This is a genomic window from Pseudomonas sp. DF11 (assembly GCF_058148565.1).
Genome location: NZ_JBYVYN010000001.1, coordinates 350,081 through 368,439 on the forward strand (window position 1 = coordinate 350,081; position 18,359 = coordinate 368,439).

17 protein-coding genes are annotated in these 18,359 nt (G+C 62.8%); 8 read left to right on the forward strand and 9 right to left on the reverse strand.

The genetic code is table 11. The annotated features are described in order from the left end of the window. Window positions 1–5 precede the first annotated feature (5 nt). A complete protein-coding gene (locus AC30D9_RS01415; RefSeq protein ID WP_490143248.1) occupies window positions 6–1,022 on the reverse strand; it encodes an AraC family transcriptional regulator in 1,017 nt (338 codons plus the stop codon). An 11-nt stretch (window positions 1,023–1,033) separates the two neighbouring features. Next, window positions 1,034–2,377, reverse strand: a complete 1,344-nt coding sequence (gene pssA, locus AC30D9_RS01420; protein ID WP_134924419.1) for a CDP-diacylglycerol--serine O-phosphatidyltransferase — start codon at window positions 2,375–2,377, stop codon at window positions 1,034–1,036. A 121-nt stretch (window positions 2,378–2,498) separates the two neighbouring features. Here pssA and AC30D9_RS01425 point away from each other — a divergent pair, with 121 nt between their 5' ends. The 3 genes from AC30D9_RS01425 (at window position 2,499) to AC30D9_RS01435 (ending at window position 4,323) form a co-directional block, all read left to right on the forward strand. Further along, window positions 2,499–3,098, forward strand: coding sequence for a TetR/AcrR family transcriptional regulator (locus tag AC30D9_RS01425; protein WP_490143249.1), 600 nt, complete (start codon window positions 2,499–2,501; stop codon window positions 3,096–3,098). Window positions 3,099–3,124: 26 nt separating this feature from the next. Continuing rightward, a complete protein-coding gene (locus AC30D9_RS01430; protein ID WP_307572228.1) occupies window positions 3,125–3,604 on the forward strand; it encodes a nuclear transport factor 2 family protein in 480 nt (159 codons plus the stop codon). 317 nt (window positions 3,605–3,921) lie between these two features. Beyond that, window positions 3,922–4,323 carry a hypothetical protein gene (locus AC30D9_RS01435; protein ID WP_003202036.1) on the forward strand — a complete coding sequence of 134 codons (402 nt, stop codon included), beginning with the start codon at window positions 3,922–3,924 and terminating at the stop codon, window positions 4,321–4,323. Between the two features lie 36 nt (window positions 4,324–4,359). Here the strand turns inward: AC30D9_RS01435 and AC30D9_RS01440 are convergent, their stop codons facing one another. From AC30D9_RS01440 to AC30D9_RS01455, 4 genes are all read right to left on the reverse strand, one after another. After that, window positions 4,360–6,783 (reverse strand): TonB-dependent siderophore receptor, encoded by a 2,424-nt coding sequence (locus AC30D9_RS01440; protein WP_490143250.1) that lies wholly within the window; start codon window positions 6,781–6,783, stop codon window positions 4,360–4,362. Between the two features lie 67 nt (window positions 6,784–6,850). Next, window positions 6,851–7,795, reverse strand: a complete 945-nt coding sequence (locus tag AC30D9_RS01445) for a FecR domain-containing protein (RefSeq protein WP_490143251.1) — start codon at window positions 7,793–7,795, stop codon at window positions 6,851–6,853. Then, a complete protein-coding gene (locus tag AC30D9_RS01450; protein WP_134924423.1) occupies window positions 7,795–8,304 on the reverse strand; it encodes a sigma-70 family RNA polymerase sigma factor in 510 nt (169 codons plus the stop codon). Before AC30D9_RS01450 ends, AC30D9_RS01445 begins: the two co-directional genes overlap by 1 nt. Window positions 8,305–8,470: 166 nt before the next feature. Next, on the reverse strand, window positions 8,471–8,992 hold the full coding sequence (locus AC30D9_RS01455) for an SgcJ/EcaC family oxidoreductase (protein ID WP_134924424.1): 522 nt from the start codon (window positions 8,990–8,992) through the stop codon (window positions 8,471–8,473). 174 nt (window positions 8,993–9,166) lie between these two features. Here AC30D9_RS01455 and AC30D9_RS01460 point away from each other — a divergent pair, with 174 nt between their 5' ends. Genes AC30D9_RS01460 through AC30D9_RS01480 form a run of 5 tightly spaced genes read left to right on the forward strand, consistent with a single transcriptional unit; the run spans window position 9,167 to window position 14,715 of the window. After that, window positions 9,167–10,351: a sensor histidine kinase gene (locus tag AC30D9_RS01460; RefSeq protein ID WP_490143252.1), complete on the forward strand. Its 1,185-nt coding sequence runs from the start codon at window positions 9,167–9,169 to the stop codon at window positions 10,349–10,351. Then, window positions 10,348–11,016 carry a response regulator gene (locus AC30D9_RS01465; RefSeq protein WP_134924426.1) on the forward strand — a complete coding sequence of 223 codons (669 nt, stop codon included), beginning with the start codon at window positions 10,348–10,350 and terminating at the stop codon, window positions 11,014–11,016. Before AC30D9_RS01460 ends, AC30D9_RS01465 begins: the two co-directional genes overlap by 4 nt. After that, window positions 11,013–13,325 (forward strand): ATP-binding protein, encoded by a 2,313-nt coding sequence (locus tag AC30D9_RS01470; RefSeq protein ID WP_490143253.1) that lies wholly within the window; start codon window positions 11,013–11,015, stop codon window positions 13,323–13,325. The genes AC30D9_RS01465 and AC30D9_RS01470 overlap by 4 nt, the downstream gene beginning before the upstream one ends. Next, window positions 13,322–13,789, forward strand: coding sequence for a response regulator (locus tag AC30D9_RS01475; protein ID WP_109754147.1), 468 nt, complete (start codon window positions 13,322–13,324; stop codon window positions 13,787–13,789). Before AC30D9_RS01470 ends, AC30D9_RS01475 begins: the two co-directional genes overlap by 4 nt. Window positions 13,790–13,818: 29 nt before the next feature. After that, window positions 13,819–14,715 carry a helix-turn-helix domain-containing protein gene (locus AC30D9_RS01480; RefSeq protein ID WP_490143254.1) on the forward strand — a complete coding sequence of 299 codons (897 nt, stop codon included), beginning with the start codon at window positions 13,819–13,821 and terminating at the stop codon, window positions 14,713–14,715. Window positions 14,716–14,760: 45 nt separating this feature from the next. Here AC30D9_RS01480 and AC30D9_RS01485 read toward each other — a convergent pair whose 3' ends face one another. The 3 genes from AC30D9_RS01485 to nirB are packed head-to-tail and all read right to left on the reverse strand — an operon-like array spanning window position 14,761 to window position 18,199. Next, complete coding sequence (locus tag AC30D9_RS01485) at window positions 14,761–15,201, reverse strand: CBS domain-containing protein (RefSeq protein ID WP_490143255.1); 441 nt, start codon at window positions 15,199–15,201, stop codon at window positions 14,761–14,763. A 50-nt stretch (window positions 15,202–15,251) separates the two neighbouring features. Next, window positions 15,252–15,638, reverse strand: coding sequence for a nitrite reductase small subunit NirD (nirD, locus tag AC30D9_RS01490; protein ID WP_134924429.1), 387 nt, complete (start codon window positions 15,636–15,638; stop codon window positions 15,252–15,254). Then, complete coding sequence (gene nirB, locus AC30D9_RS01495) at window positions 15,638–18,199, reverse strand: nitrite reductase large subunit NirB (protein ID WP_490143256.1); 2,562 nt, start codon at window positions 18,197–18,199, stop codon at window positions 15,638–15,640. Before nirB ends, nirD begins: the two co-directional genes overlap by 1 nt. Between the last annotated feature and the right edge of the window lie 160 nt (window positions 18,200–18,359).

The window sequence follows — 18,359 nt, forward strand, 5'->3', positions numbered from 1 at the left end:
CGGGATCAATCGGAATCGTTGAGAATCAGGCTGCGATAATGCCCCGGGTTGGACCCGGACCACTTGCGAAATGCCTTGTAGAAGGAGCTGGCATCGGCAAAGCCCAGGCGCGAGGCGATTTCGACAAAACTGATGGAGGGTTCGGCCAGCCAGGTGATCGCCAGGTCCTTGCGCACGCTGTCCTTGAGGCCTTGGTAAGTCTGGCCCTCCTCCGCCAGGCGTCGGCGCAGGGTAGACGCGGACACGCACAACTGCTGGGCCAGGGCCTCGGTTTCCGGCCACCGTTCGGCAGGCAACTGCCGCAGGTCGTGCCTGATCCGGCTGGCCAGGCTTTGCGGGTTGCGGTATTTGACCAGGATGTTGGCCGGTGCCTGGGCCAGAAAGCGCTTGAGCTCATCAGCGTTGCGCCTGATCGGCAGGTCGAGGCATTCGGCCGCGAAAATCATCCGGGTGCGGGGCCGGTCGAAGCGCAGGTTCTGGGAGAACATCACCCGATAGTCGTCGCAGAAATCCGGTGCCGGGCAGCGCAGTTCGACGGAGAGAATGGGAATGCGCCGCCCGGCCAGCCAACAAGCCACGCCATGGACGATCATCCAGTAGGTGAAGTAGGTAAAAGCCCGGCGCGGTTGCTGATCGTCTTCCAGCAGCACAATCTCCGCCAGGCTTTGCTGGCGCACCCACTGGGCCGGCAGGTTTTCGAGCATCAGCGACAGAAACCCCAGCCCCGCCGTCAAGCCGCTCGCCAGCGTGGGCTGGGCCATGGCGCACTGGCAGAGAAACGCCAGGCTGCCAGACTTGAGCTTGCGCAGGTCCATGCCAAAAAACTCGTCATCCAGGCGACGGGCGAGCAAACGCCAGAGCCGCGCATAAGCATGGGCCGGAACCCGTGCCTGCGCGTCGTCGAGCAACGCAGGGTCTATGCCGACCTTGCTCAGGACTTCATCGGTGGCCGCTCCGGGGGCGCAGCTTTGCAACAGCGCCTCACGCACCAACTGGATGGAGATGGTGTCTTTTTTCGACATGGCGCGAGCGTTCACAGGATCCGGTAAAGCAGCCGTTCTATCCGCACCCGGCTGACCCGCTTCAAGAACTTGGCCACAGCCTCGGGGTAATCCGGCAAGGTCTCCAGGTCCAGATAACGTTCGATCCGCTGGGTGTGGCGATAGATCCGCTCCAGCTCGGCCTGGCGCGGCGCGAGTAGCTCACCCTTGGGGTCGTCCAGCAACAGTGCGTTTTCCAGGTCCAGGCGAAACGCCCGTGGGTTGAGGTTATTGCCGGTCAGCAAGGTGTAGCGCTCGTCGATCCACATGCCCTTGAGGTGATAGGTGTTGTCCCCGTCACGCCACAGGTGCAGGTTCAGTTGGCCGCTGTCGATCGCGCGCTGATGCCGTTTGGCGAAGCGTCGCAGGCTGATTTCATAGAGGTAGGGCAGCGCCGCGATGATCTTGAACGGCTCGCTTGGCGGAATGTAGAAATCGTTGGCCGTCTTGTCGCCAACGATGATGTCGATCTTGACCCCGCGGGCCAGGGCGCGGTTGATCTCCCGGGTCACCGCCAGGGGCAGGTTGAAATACGGTGTGCAGATGGTCAGTTGCTGGCGGCTGCTGGCGATCAGTTCACCGATCACCCGGCTCAGCGGATTGTTCTTGCCCACGCCCAACAACGGGCTTACCGACAGGCCGCTCTTGTCGAGGCTGCCAACGCTGGTGTCATACGTCGCGTACTTGAGGCGACTGCGCAGGTCGCCGATGTCCTTGCGCAAGCTGCGGGTGCTGGGCAGGTTTGGCAGGTCCAGGCGATGCACGGCCCTGGAGGTGATCAGGCCGTGCTGCACCAGGTGGTGCATCGAATCGGCCAGTGCCGTGTTCTGCAGCAGGTGATAGCGGTCGTAACGGTATTTGTCGAACTTGTGCAGGTAGACGTTATTCAGGCTGGCGCCGCTGTAGAGCACACAGTCGTCAATCACGAAGCCTTTCAAATGCAGCACGCCGAACAGCTCGCGGGTTTGTACCGGCACGCCGTAGATCGGCACTTCGCTGGCATGGGTACGGGTCTGTTCCTGGTACCACGCCGAGTTGCCCGGCTGCTTCTTGGCACCGATCAGCCCACGCTGGGCCCGCAGCCAGTCCACCACCACGACCACGTCCAGTTCCGGACGCGCCGCTTTGGCGGCATGCAGGGCATCGAGGACCTCCTGGCCGGCCTCGTCCTCTTGCAGGTACAAGGCGACGATGTAGATGCGCTGGGTGGCCTGGGCGATTTTCTCCAGCAGGCAACGGCGGAATTGGGCGGCGCCATCGAGGATGGTCACCGCGTCGGCGGTCAGTGCAAAGCTGCGCAGCTTGGGCAGCAGGGAGCGTTTGAAAAGCGACGGCATAGGGCTCGCAAAAAGTCGATTCCGAAGAGCGGATGAGCTTACACCATGGATGGGTTTGGGTCTTCCTGTCCCCAAGAAAAAAAGACTTGACCAAGGAGAACGATCATTCTACTTTTGCTTCATGAATGAAATTACTGGAAATGAAACACGAGACATCATTCTCGATGTCGCCGAAAAGTTGATCTATAAAAGTGGCATCGCCGCCACCGGCATGGACCTTCTGGTGAAAACCGCCGGCGTCTCCAGGAAAAGTGTCTATCGCTACTTCGCCAACAAGGACGACCTGATCGTGGCCGCCCTCAAGCGACGGGACGAACGCTGGATGCACTGGTTCAGCACCGAGGTGGACAAGGCGCCGACTCCGACTGCACGGCTGTTCAACCTGTTCACCGTGCTCAAGGGCTGGTTCGACAGCGAAGGCTTTCGCGGCTGCGCGTTCATCAATACCAGCGGCGAAACCGGCGATCCGCTGGATCCGGTCCGCCAAGTGGCGAAGATGCACAAACAGAAATTGCTCGATTACGTGACCCGGCTGTGCGTCGAACAAGGGGTCGAGAACCCGGATGCACTGGCCCGACAGCTGCTGATCCTGATTGACGGCGCCATTACCGTGGCGCTGGTCATGGGCGATCACAGCGCGGCGGACCACGCCCAGGACATGCTGAAAATGTTGATACCTGTTGAGATGTCCCACGTTAGAACCACTGAACCACCGCACTGATCGTCAATCCCCACTGGAGATCCACCATGTCTGCCTCTTCTGAAGTTCGTCCGCCTTTGCCGCCGTTCACTCGTGAATCGGCGATCGAGAAAGTTCGCCTGGCCGAAGACGGCTGGAACTCTCGGGACCCACAAAAAGTATCCCTGGCCTACACGCTGGATACCCAGTGGCGTAACCGCGCCGAGTTCGCCCATAGCCGCGAGGAAGCCAAGGCGTTCCTGACCCGCAAGTGGGCCAAGGAGCTGGATTACCGGCTGATCAAGGAACTCTGGGCTTTCACCGATAACCGCATCGCCGTGCGCTACGCCTACGAATGGCACGACGACTCGGGCAACTGGTTTCGCTCCTATGGCAACGAAAACTGGGAGTTCGACGAGCAAGGCCTGATGTTCAACCGCTACGCCTGCATCAACGACATGCCGATCAAGGAAAGCGAGCGCAAGTTCCACTGGCCCCTGGGCCGTCGGCCAGACGATCATCCGGGATTGTCTGAGTTGGGGTTGTAATTGCCTCGACCGATCCACCGCTATCGCGAGCAGGCTCGCTCCCACATTTGGATTTCAGCGAACACACCTTTTGTGTCCGACTTGGATCCCCTGTGGGAGCGAGCCTGCTCGCGATGACGGACTGACATTCAACATCGAGGCTGACTGTTACACCGCTATCGCGAGCAAGCTCGCACACACAGTAAAGCGGAGGGGTACACAGCAGCGCCAGACAAGCGGCCCCTCCTACAGGCTTGACCCGCCTGCCGCCAGGCATCACATTGCCTGGGCCGGCGATAAGCTGGCTGTTTCGTTGTGCAGCAGATTTTGTGGAGCCCATGACCGCGTCGATTCCGATCCGTCCCCCCTGCCCGCCCGGCGTCTGTGATTGTGGCCGTGATGCCTTGCTGCAAGCGCCAGGCAGCGACCTGCGCATCCTTTGCCTGAATCGCCAGGAAGAAAAACGCCTGCTCGAGCGCCTGGAGAACATCCAGAGCCTCGACGAACTCCAGCGCCTGCAACAACGCTTGTACGAAAACCTGGGGATCCGCCTGAGCGTCGAGCCCGGCTACAACGAAGTGCGGACCATGCGCGGCATCGCCATCGAATTCCAGGACCAGCCGGGCCTGTGTCGCAAGATTCGCCAATCGATTCCCGCCGCCATCCGCCGAGGGCTGGAAAAACGTCCCGAGATTGCCTGGCGACTGCTGGACGCCCACGATCTGTTTCGCGATATCTGAACCCAGCCAGCTCCTTCCCTGGAGCGCCCCGTCAGGCTAGAAATCAACCGTCGCGGACAGCAGGTAGGTGCGCGGCGTCGACAGCGTCAAGCCGGGCTCACTGTCATCCGACGCACCGGCCGAACTCCAGTAGCGCTTGTCCGCCACGTTTTCGATGTTGGCCCGCAAGGTGATGTTCTTTTCGTCGACCTTGAACCCGTAGCGGGCGCCCACGTCGAAGCGCTCCCAGGAATCGATTTGCTTGGTGTTGGACGGGTCAAGGTACTGTGAACTGGAGTAGATGCCGCGAGTGGTCAGGGTCAGGCCCTGGACGGTCGGCACATCCCACTCGGCGCCCAGGTTGACGTTGTACTCCGGTGTCGCAGGCGCCCGATTACCATCGAACGAGCCGCCAGTGGTGTTGGTCAACTTACTGTCGATGTACATGATACCGCCGAGCAGCCGGGTGCCCTTGACGGGTTCACCGAACACGTTGAGTTCCACACCGGTGTTCTCACGCTTGCCGTTCGGCCCGAAGACACGCGTCGTGGCGTCGGTGGCGTAGGCAGGCTGCTTGATCCGGAACACGGCGGCGGTGACGGCGAGCGCTCCAGCGTCATACTTGGCGCCCACTTCGACCTGGCGACTGACGAACGGCGGGAAGATCTCATCTTCGTTCACCGACGTGGACGGCGCGATCTTGCCCTGGCTCAGGCCTTCCATGTAGTTGGCATACAGGGACAATCTATCGGTGGCCTTGAACAGGATGCCACCCGACGGCGAAACCTTTTCCTCATCGTAGGCAGTAGGCCCTTTGACACCGTCCGACCAGTCGTCAACCTCTACTCGCTGCCAGCGGGCGCCAAGGGTCAGCAGCAGCCGATCATCGAACAAGCCCAAGGTATCGGACAACGCCAAGCCGCTGAAGTGGTTTTCGGTGTAGACCTTGGGATCCTGTCGCGTTGGGTTGCTTGGCGTCGATGTCTCGACCGGGTCATACAGGTTACTGCGACCGTTGGCATAGCGCGCACCGCCGTTAGTGAAATCCATGTAGAAATAGCTCGCGGCCAGGTTGACCTCATGGCTCACCGGACCGGTATGGAACCAGTTGCGTACGCCCGCGTTGGCGGTCTGGACGTTTTCATCCCGGGTAAAATCCCGGGGAGAAACGGTGAAGTCGCCGGCATCATTGGTGACCGAAACGGCATGCCGGAGGAAATCATGATTGCTTTTGCGCGCGCCCACGCCGCCGTACAGCATGACCGAATCGTTGACATCGTACTCGGCGTTCACCGTCCCGAAGGTGTCCACGGTCCGTGCCTTGCTCCAGGCTTGCGCGTAGTTGTGGCGCACATCACTGGCATGGGGAACCTGGGCGTTGGCGCCAACCTGCACGCGTTCCTGGGGTGCGTCGGTATCGCGTTCGGTGTGACCGATGTCCGTCGAGAGACGCAGGCGCTCACTGCGAAAATCCAGGCCCAGCACCGCCATCTCGCGGTCCACGCTCTGGTGATCCCATTCGGTGTCGCCCGCCTGCTTCACGCCATTGAAACGAATACCGAACTGGTTGTCTTCACCAAAGCGCCGCCCGACGTCCACGGCACCGCCAAGCTGGTTGTTGGAGGCATAGTTGCCGGTGAACGAGGAGATGGGTCTGTCGGTCGCGCGCTTGGGCACCACGTTGATCCCACCGCCCACGCTGCCCCGTGGCGAGATGCCGTTGATGAGCTGGCTCGGGCCCTTGAGGATATCGACGCGCTCGGCCATCTCCATGTCGATCGTGTATGTCGGCAGGACGCCGTAGAGACCGTTGTACGCGACGTCACTGTTGAACAAGCTGAAACCGCGAATGGTGAATTGTTCATAGCGCCCGCCCGCCGGGTTGGTAGCGCGGACCGAGGGGTCGCTGGCGATCAGGTCGCCCAAGGTACGCGCTTGCTGGTTCTTGACCGCCGCGCTGGTGTAGGTGGTCATGCTGAACGGCGTTTCCATGAAATCCCGCGAGCCCAGCAAACCTTGCGAGCCACGACGAGCGACCTGACCGCCGGCATACGCCGGGCTGTCCTCCGAAGCCGTGGCGCCGAGAATCGAGGTAGGTGCCAGTTGCAGGCTGCCGCCTTCCGGCGCCGGGGTCAGGATATAGGCCTGCTCACCCACCGCTTGCAGTTGCAGGCCCGAACCCCGCAACAGTCGGGCAAACCCCTCCTCTACCCCAAACTCACCCGAAAGCCCGGCGCTGTCGCGACCACTCACCAGCGCCGGATCCACCGAAAGGTTGACTCCCGCCAGCCCGGCAAACCGGGTCAATGCCGTGCCGAGGCTGCCGGCCGGTACCTGATAGCTGCGCCGGGCGGCTTCTTCAGCCAGGCTCGATGAGATAAAGAATGGGCTGGTGCTCAGACTCAGCATGAGGCTCAGGTTCAACAGCGGACGCCAGCCGGCAAGGGCCGGGCGAAAACGCAAAGGTGCAACTACGGACATTGGAAAGCGCTCTCATTTTTGTTCAGTTGCCTTGGATGACAAGCGAGACAAAAAAAGGGGACAGGCGTCAGGCGATATTTTTGCGAAGCGTCAACGTGACCCAGTAACGAGTGCGCATGTGCACATCCAGCGGCAGGCTGGCGGCAAGCAGCGCGAGGATTCGGTCGGTGTTGTCCAGGCGGAAGCTGCCAGTGATTCGCAGGGACTCAAGGCTTTCGTCCCAACGCAACACCCCGGGACGATAACGGTCCAGTTCCCGCAGGAAATGCCCCAGTGGCTGATCCTGGGCAACCAATACTCCGTCACGCCAACCCAGTTGTGCCACGTCGAACGCCCCCACTGGCCCCGCGCCCGAGGCCTGGAAGTTGACCTGCTGGCCCGCTTCCAGTCTGAGCGATGGCCCGCGCAGTGGTTGCAGTTGTGCCGAGCCGCTGACCACCGACACCCGGCAATCGCGCTCGCCCAGGTACACGCAGACTTCGCCACCACTGATCGTGATGAGCCCATAGGGGGACTGGACGGACAGCGGCGTGCTCCCGGCGAGCTTGAGGGCCATCTCGCCACGTACCAGCACCAGGCGGCGCGCCTTGAGGTCCAGGTCAACGGCGCTGTCGGTGTTCAGTTGCAGCACACTGCCATCGACCAGCGACCAGCGCCGTTGCTCACCCGTGGCGGTGTGCAAGTCAGCGCGCCAGGCCTCCAGCGGCAGCTCTCGCCCCAGCAACCAAGCGGTCGGGACCAATGCGGCGACGCCCAATGCACGCTTGAGCACGTCGCGTCGAGCCAGCGCCGGACGATCCAGGGTGGCCATCCCCAGGGACGCGGGCACCCCGGCGAAACGCTGGCGCAATCGCAGGGCCTTCTGCCAGGCCGCCTCGTGATGAGCGTTGCTGTCGCGCCAGCGTTGCAGGGCCGCCGAATCGAACGCGGCCCCGTCAGACTCCATCAGGGTCAACCAGCGAGCCGCCGCCCGCGCCGCTTCACGGGCTTCGGGCGAAGGTGCCGAGCGCATCAGAAATCCACCAGCAGGCAGTGTTCATAGGCCTGGGCCATGTAGCGTTTTACGGTGCGTTCGGACACTTGCAGACGCTCGGCGATCTCGCGATAACCCAGGCCTTCAAGCTGGCTCCAGAGAAAAGCCCGACGCACCAGGGGCGCCAGGCCATCAAGCAATTCGTCCAGGGCTTGCAGGGTTTCCAGCAGCAGCCAACGTTGTTCCGGTGACGGTGCGCAGGCTTCAGGCAGGCTTGCCAGGGCATCGAGATACGCCTGTTCCAGGTTTCGCCGGGTGTAGAAGTTGCTTAGCAGGCGTTTGCCAACGGTCAGCAGATATGCCCGGGGCTCTTGCAGGTCAGCCAATGTCCGGGAGCTGGCAAGAACCCGCAGGAACGTATCCTGGCGCAGGTCCGCCGCATCCCAGGCATTGCCCATGCGCCGTCGCAACCAGCCTTCCAGCCAGCTACCGTGGTCACGGTATAACGCATGGAGGGAATGCTCCGTCGGCGTAGCTGCATCACACATGTCCAGAAGCCTGCGCAAGATCTTAAATGAGACTGATTCTAATTAATGTTCGCGCGTTAATCCAAGCTCTTTATGCCAAGTGCGTCTAAAAAACGTCCGGAAACACCCTACCCTGTGGGCGCGAGCAAGCTCGCTCCCACGGTCAGGTCTCCTGCCAACAGCGCTATCAGTGACTGGCGTGCAGGGTCTTCGGCACCTCAGGCATGGCCGATGAGTGATGGTTGATGATCTTCCACTGGCCGTCGAGGCGCTCATAGAGGAAGGTGTAGCGCGCCTGTACCTCGCGCTTGGAACCGTCGGCCTGGGTGAGTGTGAAGGTATAGACGCCGCTGTCCATCGCCGCATCGGGGCCTAGATGGCGGATTTCCCGGTAGTTGATTTGCCCGACTGGCTTGCCAGCCAGGAAATGCTCGAAGTAATCCTGGATCTGCGCCGGCGTGCTGCGCACCTTGTTGGAAACAGTCGGTTGCAAAATCGCATCCGGGGCGTAGAGGCCGGTCACGGCGCTGGCGCTACCGGTTTGCAGCGCGGCGTTCCAGCGATCGAACAGTGCCGCGATCTCCCGGTCATTCACATTCTTGGGCTGCTCGGCCACCGTGCGATACACGTAGGGCGTAGCCTCAACGGCCTGGACCAGCGGCGCGGCCAGCAGGAATAAAGCAGCAATGGCGCAGGTTTTCATTTTCATCAAAGCGTTCCTTTGGGTTTCAATGAGCCCACTTTGCCGGCCATCCCGGCCTTCGCCATCGGCCAACCGGTGCCAATCGCCTATGCCGTTCGGCAGATAGGCCCAGTGCCGGTGACGCGTTCTAATGAACGCCACCGCGAACCGGACCGGTCCTCTTCCACGCTGGAGCTCCCCATGCAAAGCCCACCCCATGACCCCGGCAGTGCCCTGGCCATCCGCAGCCAGTATCGCCAGTCGCAAAGCCGTGCAGCCCGCCTGGGCCTGCTATTGGGCACCGGCCATGAGCTGACCCAGTTACCCCTGTCGGCCATGCGTCAACGGGCGCTGCAACGGGCGTGCGCGTTCATGGCCATGGACCATGGGCTGTTGTTGGAGTGGGCGCCGGACCATCCGCTGCGCACCCTCGCCAGCCACGGCAGCGCGGAACGACTCGAGCTGCTCGCCGACATGGCCCATCCGCAAACGTACGGTCCACAATGGCTCGAATCGCCTGGCAGCGCCCTGCCCCAGGTCTTGCGGGTGCCGTTGCGTGCCTCCGACGGCGTGGCGTTCGGGGCTCTGCTGCTGGGCAACAGCGTGGCCCTCGGCGCGCCGGATAACGAAGACATCGAATCGCTGCAATTGCTCGCAACGCTGTTGGCGGCGCACCTGGAGAACAGCCGTCTGCTCGAGGCGCTCCAGGCCCGTGAGCGCACCATGTCCGAACTGGTCCACCGCTTGTTCAGCGCCCAGGAAGATGAACGCAAGCGCGTGGCCTACGACCTGCATGACGGCCTGGCGCAGAACCTCGCCGGTTTGCATCAGCGCTTGCAGGGCTTCGCCGGTCGCTGCCCGTCGCTACCGCCGGCCCTGGCGAACGAGTTGCAAGCCATCCTCGACCTGGCCCAGGGCTGCGTCGGCGAAGGCCGGCAGTTGATCGGCGGCCTGCGCCCCCACGTGCTGGATGATTTCGGACTGTACAAAGCCGTCGACAAGGAGGCCGATCGCCTGCGTGACGCGGGCCTGGCGGTGACCTGGGCCGAACACAGCACCGCACGCCTGCCGGGCAACACCGAGATCGCCCTGTTTCGCATTGCACAGGAAGGCATCAACAACATTCTCAAGCACGCCCAGGCCCGCCACGTGCGCTTGGGCTTGGCGGTAGAAAACGGCCACGCTTGCCTGCGCGTGGAGGACGATGGCCGCGGCTTTGCTCTCGAGCAACCCATCGAGACCAACGGCAGCTGCCATTTGGGGCTGGCCGCCATGCAGGAGCGCGCCCATTTGCTGGACGGCCATCTGAGCTGTTGCAGCCAGCCCGGCGACGGCACCCGATTACTGGCCAGCGTGCCGCTACCGGCTCACGGAGTACACCCATGAACCAACCTTTGCGCCTGCTGCTGGCCGACGACCACGAAGTCACCCGCACCGGCTTTATCAGCATGCTCGCCGGCAACCCGGGATTCGAGGTCGTCGGCCAGGCCCGCGACGGCCAGGAAGCCCTCGACCTGTGCGAGCGGCTGAAACCGGACATCGCGATCCTCGACATCCGCATGCCGGTCCTCAACGGCCTGGGGGCGGCGCGGATCCTGCAGCAGCGCCAGCCCGGGGTCAAAGTGATGATCTTCACCATGGATGACAGCCCCGACCACCTCGAAGCCGCCATCGGTGCGGGCGCGGTCGGCTACCTGCTCAAGGATGCCAGCCGTGATGAAGTGCTCGACGCCCTCAAACGGGTCGCCCAGGGCGAAGAAGCGCTGAACAGTTCGGTCAGCGCGCGCCTGTTGCGCCGCATGGCCGAGCGCGGTGCGAATGGTGCCACTCAAGTCCAGGCCCTGACCGCCCGGGAGCGCCAGGTATTGGGGCTGGTGGCCGGCGGTTTCAGCAACCGTGAAATCGGCGAAAAGCTGGGCATCGCGCCCGGCACCGCCAAAGCCCACGTAGAGCGGGTCATTGGCAAGCTGGGCGCCGCCGACCGCACCCAGGCCGCCGTGCGCGGCGTTGCCCTGGGCCTGGTGGCGCAACCCGCCGGGCAGTGGCCGTGAGGTTTCTCGCCGCCCGCCGCTGGGCCGACTTGCCGTTGCGAGGCAAGGCCCTGGTGGTGATTTCCCTGCCCCTGGTGGTCCTGCTGCTGTCGCTGGTGCTGATTTACATCACCGAACGCCAGACCGCCCGGGCCGAAGAGGATGTGCGCCGGGTGCTGCTGGTCCAGGGTGATATCCAGACAGTCCATACCCTGCTGGCCGAGGCTGCGGCCAGCGTGCGGGGCTATCTGCTGACCCGGCGCGAAGATTTCCTGCCCAGCTACGAACAGGCCACGCCGCTGATCCATGCCGCATTGCAGCGCCTGGACCACAACATTCGCGATGCCAGGATGCGTGAACACCTCCAGACCATCACCCCGCTGATCGCCGACAAACTCGACGGCTTGCTCGCCTTGCGCAACGGCAAGCGCGACGACCCCGAGGCCATCACCGCGATCCTGATCGAAAACAAGCAGGTGCTGGACGTGCTGCGCGAGCAGATCAGCGCCATGCGCATCCGCGAAGATGCCCTGCTCGCCGACCGCAGCGCCGCCGCCTCGGCCACGCGCATGCGCCTGTTGTTCGCCACGTTGCTGGCGGCGGTGTGTGGACTGCTGGGGGCCATTGTCGCGGTGCTGTTCCTGTCCAAGGGCATCGTCGCCCGTGTCCAGCAGGTACAAGGCAATGCCCAGCGCCTGGCCCTGGGCCAACCCTTGTTGCCGCAACCGCCGGAGCAGGACGAAATCGGCCAGCTCGGTACCCGCCTGGTGGAGGCCGGGCAGTTGCTCGCCGAACGCGAGCGGGCCCTGCGTGATAATGAGGAACGCTTGCGGCTGATCATCGACGGCGTGAAGGACTATGGGATCTTCGCACTCGATGCCCAAGGCTATGTCACCACCTGGAACGCTGGCGCCGAACGGATCAAGGGCTACACCGAACAGGAAATCCTCGGCCGGCACTTTTCCCTGTTCTACCTGGCCGAGGAATGCCCGGCGCACCCGAACATGGCCCTGCGCGAAGCCACTCGCGACGGTCATTACATGGAAGAAGGCTGGCGTTGCCGCAAGGACGGCAGCCGCTTCTGGGCCAGCGTGGTCATCACCGCCCAATACGATGGCACTGGCGCCCTGCGCGGCTTTTCCAAGATCACCCGCGACATCACCGACCGCCGCGCTGCCGAGATCGCCCTGAGCACCGCCCGCGAGGAAGCCGAAAGCGCCAGCCGGGCCAAGAGCGAGTTTCTGTCACGCATGAGCCACGAATTGCGCACGCCCTTGAATGCCATCCTGGGTTTCGCTCAATTGCTGGACATGGACTCCACGGCCGGCCAACGCCCCCAGGTCAGCCATATCCTGCGGGCCGGCCAGCACTTGCTGGCGTTGATCAACGAGGTGCTGGACATTGCCCGGATCGAGGCCGGGCGCCTGCCGCTGAACATCGAACCGATCGCCCTGTCGACGGTGCTGCACGAAGCCCTGACTCTGGTTTCACCGATGGCCGCCGATGCCGGGATCCACTTGGCCGAGCTGCCACCGCTGGCGGACGGTTGCGGCGTGCTCGCTGACCGTCAGCGCCTGGTGCAGGTGTTGCTCAACCTGCTGTCCAACGCCATCAAGTACAACCGGCCCGGCGGCGAGGTGCGCATCGAGGTCAGCGTCCAGCCCCATCAGGTGAGCATCGCCGTCAACGACACCGGCCATGGCATTGCCCCGGAACAACTGGACCAACTGTTCAAGCCCTTCGAACGCCTGGGCGCCGATCCCCAGGTCGAAGGCACCGGCCTGGGGTTGTCCTTGAGCAAGAGCCTGCTGGAAATGATGCAGGGCAACCTGCAGGTCCACAGCGAACCCGGACACGGCTGTTGTTTCACCCTGCAACTGCCGGGTACCGAGGTGGTTGGCGGGCATCTGCCACCCATTGCCACCCTGGCGGTGACGCGTGCGCCCGTGGACCATCACGGCAAAGTCCTGTGCATCGAAGACAACCTGTCGAGCCTCGCACTGATCGAAACCCTGATGCAGCGCCGTCCCGGCATTCAGTTGCTGTCGAGCATGCAAGGCCAGATGGGCCTGGACCTCGCGCGCCAGCATGCCCCGCAACTGATCCTGCTGGACGTCAGCCTGCCCGACCTCGAAGGCCTGGAGGTCTTGCGGCGCCTGCGCCAATCCCCGGCCACCGCGACCACGCCCGTGCTGATGATCACCGCCGATGCCAGCGACCTGACCCACCGCGCCCTGCACGACGCGGGTGCCACGGCGATCCTGACCAAACCTATTCATATCCAGGCCTTTCTGGGCCATCTTGAGCACTATCTACCGGAGCCCGTATGAATCGCGACTTGCGCATTCTGATCGTCGACGATCAACGCCCCAACCTGGACCTGATGGAACAACTGCTGGCCCGCGAAGGGCTGCACAATGTGTTGAGCAGCACCGAACCTTTGCGTACGCTCGACCTGTTCAACAGCTTCGAGCCGGACTTGGTCATCCTCGACCTGCACATGCCGGCGTTCGACGGCTTTGCCGTACTGGAGCAACTCAACCGACGCATTCCGGCCAACGACTACCTGCCCATCCTGGTGCTGACCGCCGACGCGACCCGTGACACCCGCCTGCGGGCCTTGGCCCTCGGTGCGCGGGATTTCATCAGCAAACCCCTGGACGCACTGGAAACCATGCTGCGCATCTGGAACCTGCTGGAAACCCGAGCGCTCTATAAGGCGTTGCGCGAGTTGATTCCGTCTCAATCCATCGAACTGTTGCGCCAGCACCGTCCCACCGCCGACCCGGCTTGACCCGGGGGCTCTCACGAGGCCATCGAAGCATGGAAGTCACCGAACGAACATCGGCAACCGGCCTGCAGGCACACATACGCGGCGAACGCCTGGCGACGTCCGACGGCGTATCGGCCAAAGACATCCTGGTCGAGATCTTTGTGCGTGAGCGCAGCGAAGCACACATCGTCGTGCCGGCGGTGGCCGAGCCGTTGCTCGTCTGGGTGTTGTCCGGGGAAGCCATCGTCGAGGAGCGCGTCGCCAACCAGAACTGGGAAGCGAATAGCGTGCGCAGCGCGGATTTCTTCCTGACCACATCCCCGGTGCCTTACGAGATGCGCTGGCAAGTCACCAGCCACGAACCGTTCGTGGTCATGCATGTATACCTGGGGTTGGCGTTGCTGGGGCGCGCCATTGCCGAAGCTGGTGGCAGCGGTGCGGTCCAGTTGCGAGAAGTCTCTGGCGGACGGGACGAAGCACTTTCAGCCTTGCTCGAACCGATTCGGGCGGAGCTGACCCGGCGCGGTGAAACCAGTGCCTTGCTGATCCAGGGCATGGCGCAATGTGTAGCGGTGCACTTGGCACGGCATTACCTGGATGGCGATGCCGACGACATGTCCGGGCGTAACGCCCTGCCCGCCTTCAAGCTCAAGCGGGTTATCGAGCTGATGGAACAGCGACTGGCCGAACCCTTCTGCCTCGGTGACCTGGCCCAGGCCATCGGCCTGAGCGAATACCACTTCAGCCGTCTGTTCAAGCGCGCCACCGGACGTTCGCCCTCGCAGTACTTCATCCAACTGAGAATGGCCCGGGCCCGGCAACTGCTGATGGAAACCGAGCGCAGCGTCATCGATATCGGCCTGGAGGTCGGTTATGGCAGCGCCAGCCACTTCTCCCAGATCTTCCGCCGCGAAGTGGGCGTGGCGCCGAGTCATTACCGCAAGTAAAACCTTTCGGTTGAGCTCAAGTAAACACAGATCCCCTAGCCACAATCAGTGCCCGCGAATGTAGTGTTCCAACTGCCGGATCAGGTCCGCCTGCTCGACTATCGCTTCCTTCACCAGATCACCAATGGACAGCAGGCCGATCAGTTGGCCGTTATCCAGCACCGGCAGGTGTCGCAAGTGGCTGTCGGTCATGACTTCCATGCAACGGTCGATGCTCTGCTGGCTGTCTGCGGTGACCACCGGAGCGCTCATGATGGTGCGCACTGGCGTACCCACCGATGAACGCCCCTTGAGCACCATCTTGCGTGCGTAGTCCCGCTCGCTGAATACACCCACCACCTGGCCATCCTCGATCACCGGCAACGCGCCGACATTTTTCTCGGCCATGATTTGCAGCGCTTCGAGCACCGTCTGCTCGGGGGCGATGCTGTGGACCTGCTGGTTCTGCACACTCTTGAGTCTCACCAGTTGAGCAGCGGTTTTCATTGTTCATCCCCACATTTGGCTGCAGTTTTCCACTCACCCAATGGCTCGGATCAGTCCTCGCCAATCTCCACCACATCGCCATTGAGCCGCACCGGCCATACCCGCAGGCGCTGCTCCGGGTACTCCAGGCAAGAGCCGTCTTCCAGGCGGAAATGCTGCTTGTACATCGGCGAGGCAATCACCAGGTCACCCTTGATGCTGCCCAACAAACCACGACCGATGACATTCGCACCCGACTTCGGATCGCGGTTGTCGATGGCATACAGCGGCTTGTCCTGATGCTCGGGCAGGTACAGCAGCGCCACTTGGCTGCCATCGTGCCAGGCGACCACGCCGGAGTTGGGTACCAGGTCGTCGCGGCTGCACAGGGCACGCCATTGCGATGGCTCCTGGGCGGCATCGCGGACAGGAATACGAACAACGTTTGACTGGCTCATCAAAGCACCTCCTCGGTGACGGGAATCAGGTGAAGTTCGCCGGCGTGAACCGGTCGGCGCTGACCGCGTTCGCGGACGAAATGAACGTCCGGATCGCCGCGCTTGTCGTTGACGAAAGTGCGGAAACGCTTGAGTTTGTCCGGATCCTTGAGGGCGTTGGCCCATTCGCATTCGTAACGGTCGACCACCAGTTGCATCTGCGCTTCGAGCTCGGCGCCCAGGCCCAGGCTGTCGTTGATGATCACGTCCTTGAGGTAGTCCAGGCCGCCCTCCAGGCTTTCGCGCCAGACCGAAGTGCGTTGCAACTTGTCGGCGGTGCGGATGTAGAACATCAGGAAACGGTCGATGTAGCGGATCAGCGTGGCGTCATCCAGGTCAGTGGCGAACAGCTCGGCATGACGCGGACGCATGCCGCCATTGCCGGCCACGTAGAGGTTCCAGCCCTTCTCGGTGGCGATCACGCCGACGTCCTTGCTCTGGGCCTCGGCGCACTCCCGGGTGCAACCGGACACCGCGAACTTGAGCTTGTGCGGCGAGCGCAGGCCTTTGTAGCGATCCTCAAGGGTCAGGGCCATCTGCACGCTGTCCTGCACGCCGTAGCGGCACCAGGTGCTGCCCACGCAGGATTTCACCGTGCGCGTGGACTTGCCGTAGGCATGGCCGGTTTCGAAGCCGGCTTCGATCAGCTCGGCCCAGATATCCGGCAACTGGTGCAACTGGGCACCGAACAGGTCGATGCGCTGGCCGCCGGTGATCTTGGTGTAGAGGTCGTATTTCTTGGCGACCACGCCGATGGCGATCAGTTTGTCGGCGGTGATTTCCCCACCGGCGATACGCGGCACCACCGAATAGGTGCCGTTTTTCTGCATGTTTGCCATGAACGTGTCGTTGGTGTCCTGCAACGGCACCAGGGACGGATCCATGATCGGCTGGTTCCAGCACGACGCCAGGATCGAGCCCACCGCCGGCTTGCACAGATCGCAACCGGTGTGACCGCGCCCATGCTTGGCCAGCAGCTCTTCGAAACTGATGATGCCTTCCACTCGCACCAGGGCGTACAGTTCCTGACGGGTGTAGGCGAAGTGTTCGCACAGGCTCTTGTCGACGCTGACACCGCGGGCCGTCAATTCATGCTCGAACACTTGCTTGACCAGCGCCGCGCAACCACCACAACCGGTACCGGCCTTGGTGTCGCATTTGAGCTGGCCCAGATCGGTACAACCACCATCGATGGCCGAGCAGATCGAGCCCTTGGTGACGTTGTGGCAGGAGCAGATGGTGGCGGTTTCGGGCAGCGCCGCCGGGCCCAGGGTCGGGGCGCCTTCGGACGATGGCAGGATCAGGCTGGCAGCGTCCTTGGGCAAGGCGATGCCGTTCTGCATGTATTGCAGCAAGGTGTCGTAATAGCTGTTGTCGCCCACCAACACTGCGCCGATCACCCGTTTGCCGGCGGCGTCCACCACCAGGCGCCGGTAGCTGGCGCTGGTTTCGTCAATGAACTGGTAGCTGCGCGAACCCGGCGTGTTGCCATGGGCATCGCCGATGGAGCCAACGTCCACGCCAAGCAGCTTGAGCTTGGTGGACATGTCGGCGCCGGTGAAGGCTTCAGCGCTTTCGCCGCACAGCCGGGCCGCGACATTACGGGCCATCTGGTAGCCCGGGGCGACCAGGCCGAAAACACTGCCGTTCCAGGCCGCGCATTCACCGATGGCGTAGATGTGCGGGTCGCTGCTTTGGCAATGATCATCGATCACCACGCCACCGCGCGGGCCGATCTGCAAATCGCTCTGGCGGGCCAAGGCATCCTGGGCACGAATGCCGGCGGAAAACACGATGAGGTCGGTTTCCAGGAAATCGTCGTCGCCGAAACTCATCCGATAACGGTACTGCTCACCGGCAGTGATCGACTGGGTGCCCTTGGACAGGTGCACGCCGACGCCCAGGCTTTCAATGCGCGCCTTGAGGGCCAAACCACCCTGGGTATCCAACTGCACCGGCATCAGCCGTGGGGCGAATTCCACCACATGGGCTTCCAGGCCGAGGGTCTTGAGGGCGTTGGCCGCTTCCAGGCCCAGCAGGCCACCACCGACCACCACACCACGGCGAGCATTGCTGGCGGCGGCACGGATCGCATCCAGGTCCTCCAGGGTGCGATAGACCAGGCACGAATCGCCTTCGGCGCCTTCAATCGGTGGCACGAACGGGTAGGAACCGGTGGCGAGCACCAGCTTGTCGTAGTGGATGCGATCATGGGCGGTCACTACCTGATGCGCGTCACGGTCGATTTCCAGTACGGGTACGCCCAGGTGCAGGGTAACGCCAGGCGTCTGGTACAACGAAGCCTCACCAAGGGCCAGGGACTCGGCGTCGCGCCCCGAGAAATACTCGGACAGATGTACGCGGTCGTAGGCACGCATCGGCTCTTCGCTGAACACATGCACGCGGTAATGATTAAGGGCACCGCGCTCGATCAATTGCTCGACGCAGTGATGGCCGACCATGCCATTGCCGATGACGATCAGCGTTTGCAGCTTGTTCAGAGAAGCAACGTTGGAGTTCATAAAAAGCACCCGACAAAAGCCCATCACGATTTTGAAAGCAAAAAAAAGACGCCTGAAACCTTGCGGTTCCAGGCGTCTTTGCCTGTTCTGTGCGGTAGCGGTCCGGCGACTGCGCCCTGACCTACCGTTGTTTTCCTCCGGCCTGCTGGCATTCGATCTT

Coding starts and splice junctions, on each gene's coding strand:
- AC30D9_RS01475 (WP_109754147.1), top strand. CDS start 13,322: ATGAATCGCGACTTGCGCATTCTGATCGTCGACGATCAACGCCCCAAC.
- AC30D9_RS01450 (WP_134924423.1), bottom strand. CDS start 8,304: ATGTGTGATGCAGCTACGCCGACGGAGCATTCCCTCCATGCGTTATAC.
- AC30D9_RS01425 (WP_490143249.1), top strand. CDS start 2,499: ATGAATGAAATTACTGGAAATGAAACACGAGACATCATTCTCGATGTC.
- AC30D9_RS01485 (WP_490143255.1), bottom strand. CDS start 15,201: ATGAAAACCGCTGCTCAACTGGTGAGACTCAAGAGTGTGCAGAACCAG.
- AC30D9_RS01435 (WP_003202036.1), top strand. CDS start 3,922: ATGACCGCGTCGATTCCGATCCGTCCCCCCTGCCCGCCCGGCGTCTGT.
- AC30D9_RS01430 (WP_307572228.1), top strand. CDS start 3,125: ATGTCTGCCTCTTCTGAAGTTCGTCCGCCTTTGCCGCCGTTCACTCGT.
- AC30D9_RS01440 (WP_490143250.1), bottom strand. CDS start 6,783: ATGTCCGTAGTTGCACCTTTGCGTTTTCGCCCGGCCCTTGCCGGCTGG.
- AC30D9_RS01445 (WP_490143251.1), bottom strand. CDS start 7,795: ATGCGCTCGGCACCTTCGCCCGAAGCCCGTGAAGCGGCGCGGGCGGCG.
- AC30D9_RS01460 (WP_490143252.1), top strand. CDS start 9,167: ATGCAAAGCCCACCCCATGACCCCGGCAGTGCCCTGGCCATCCGCAGC.
- AC30D9_RS01415 (WP_490143248.1), bottom strand. CDS start 1,022: ATGTCGAAAAAAGACACCATCTCCATCCAGTTGGTGCGTGAGGCGCTG.
- AC30D9_RS01455 (WP_134924424.1), bottom strand. CDS start 8,992: ATGAAAATGAAAACCTGCGCCATTGCTGCTTTATTCCTGCTGGCCGCG.
- AC30D9_RS01480 (WP_490143254.1), top strand. CDS start 13,819: ATGGAAGTCACCGAACGAACATCGGCAACCGGCCTGCAGGCACACATA.
- AC30D9_RS01465 (WP_134924426.1), top strand. CDS start 10,348: ATGAACCAACCTTTGCGCCTGCTGCTGGCCGACGACCACGAAGTCACC.
- nirD (WP_134924429.1), bottom strand. CDS start 15,638: ATGAGCCAGTCAAACGTTGTTCGTATTCCTGTCCGCGATGCCGCCCAG.
- pssA (WP_134924419.1), bottom strand. CDS start 2,377: ATGCCGTCGCTTTTCAAACGCTCCCTGCTGCCCAAGCTGCGCAGCTTT.
- nirB (WP_490143256.1), bottom strand. CDS start 18,199: ATGAACTCCAACGTTGCTTCTCTGAACAAGCTGCAAACGCTGATCGTC.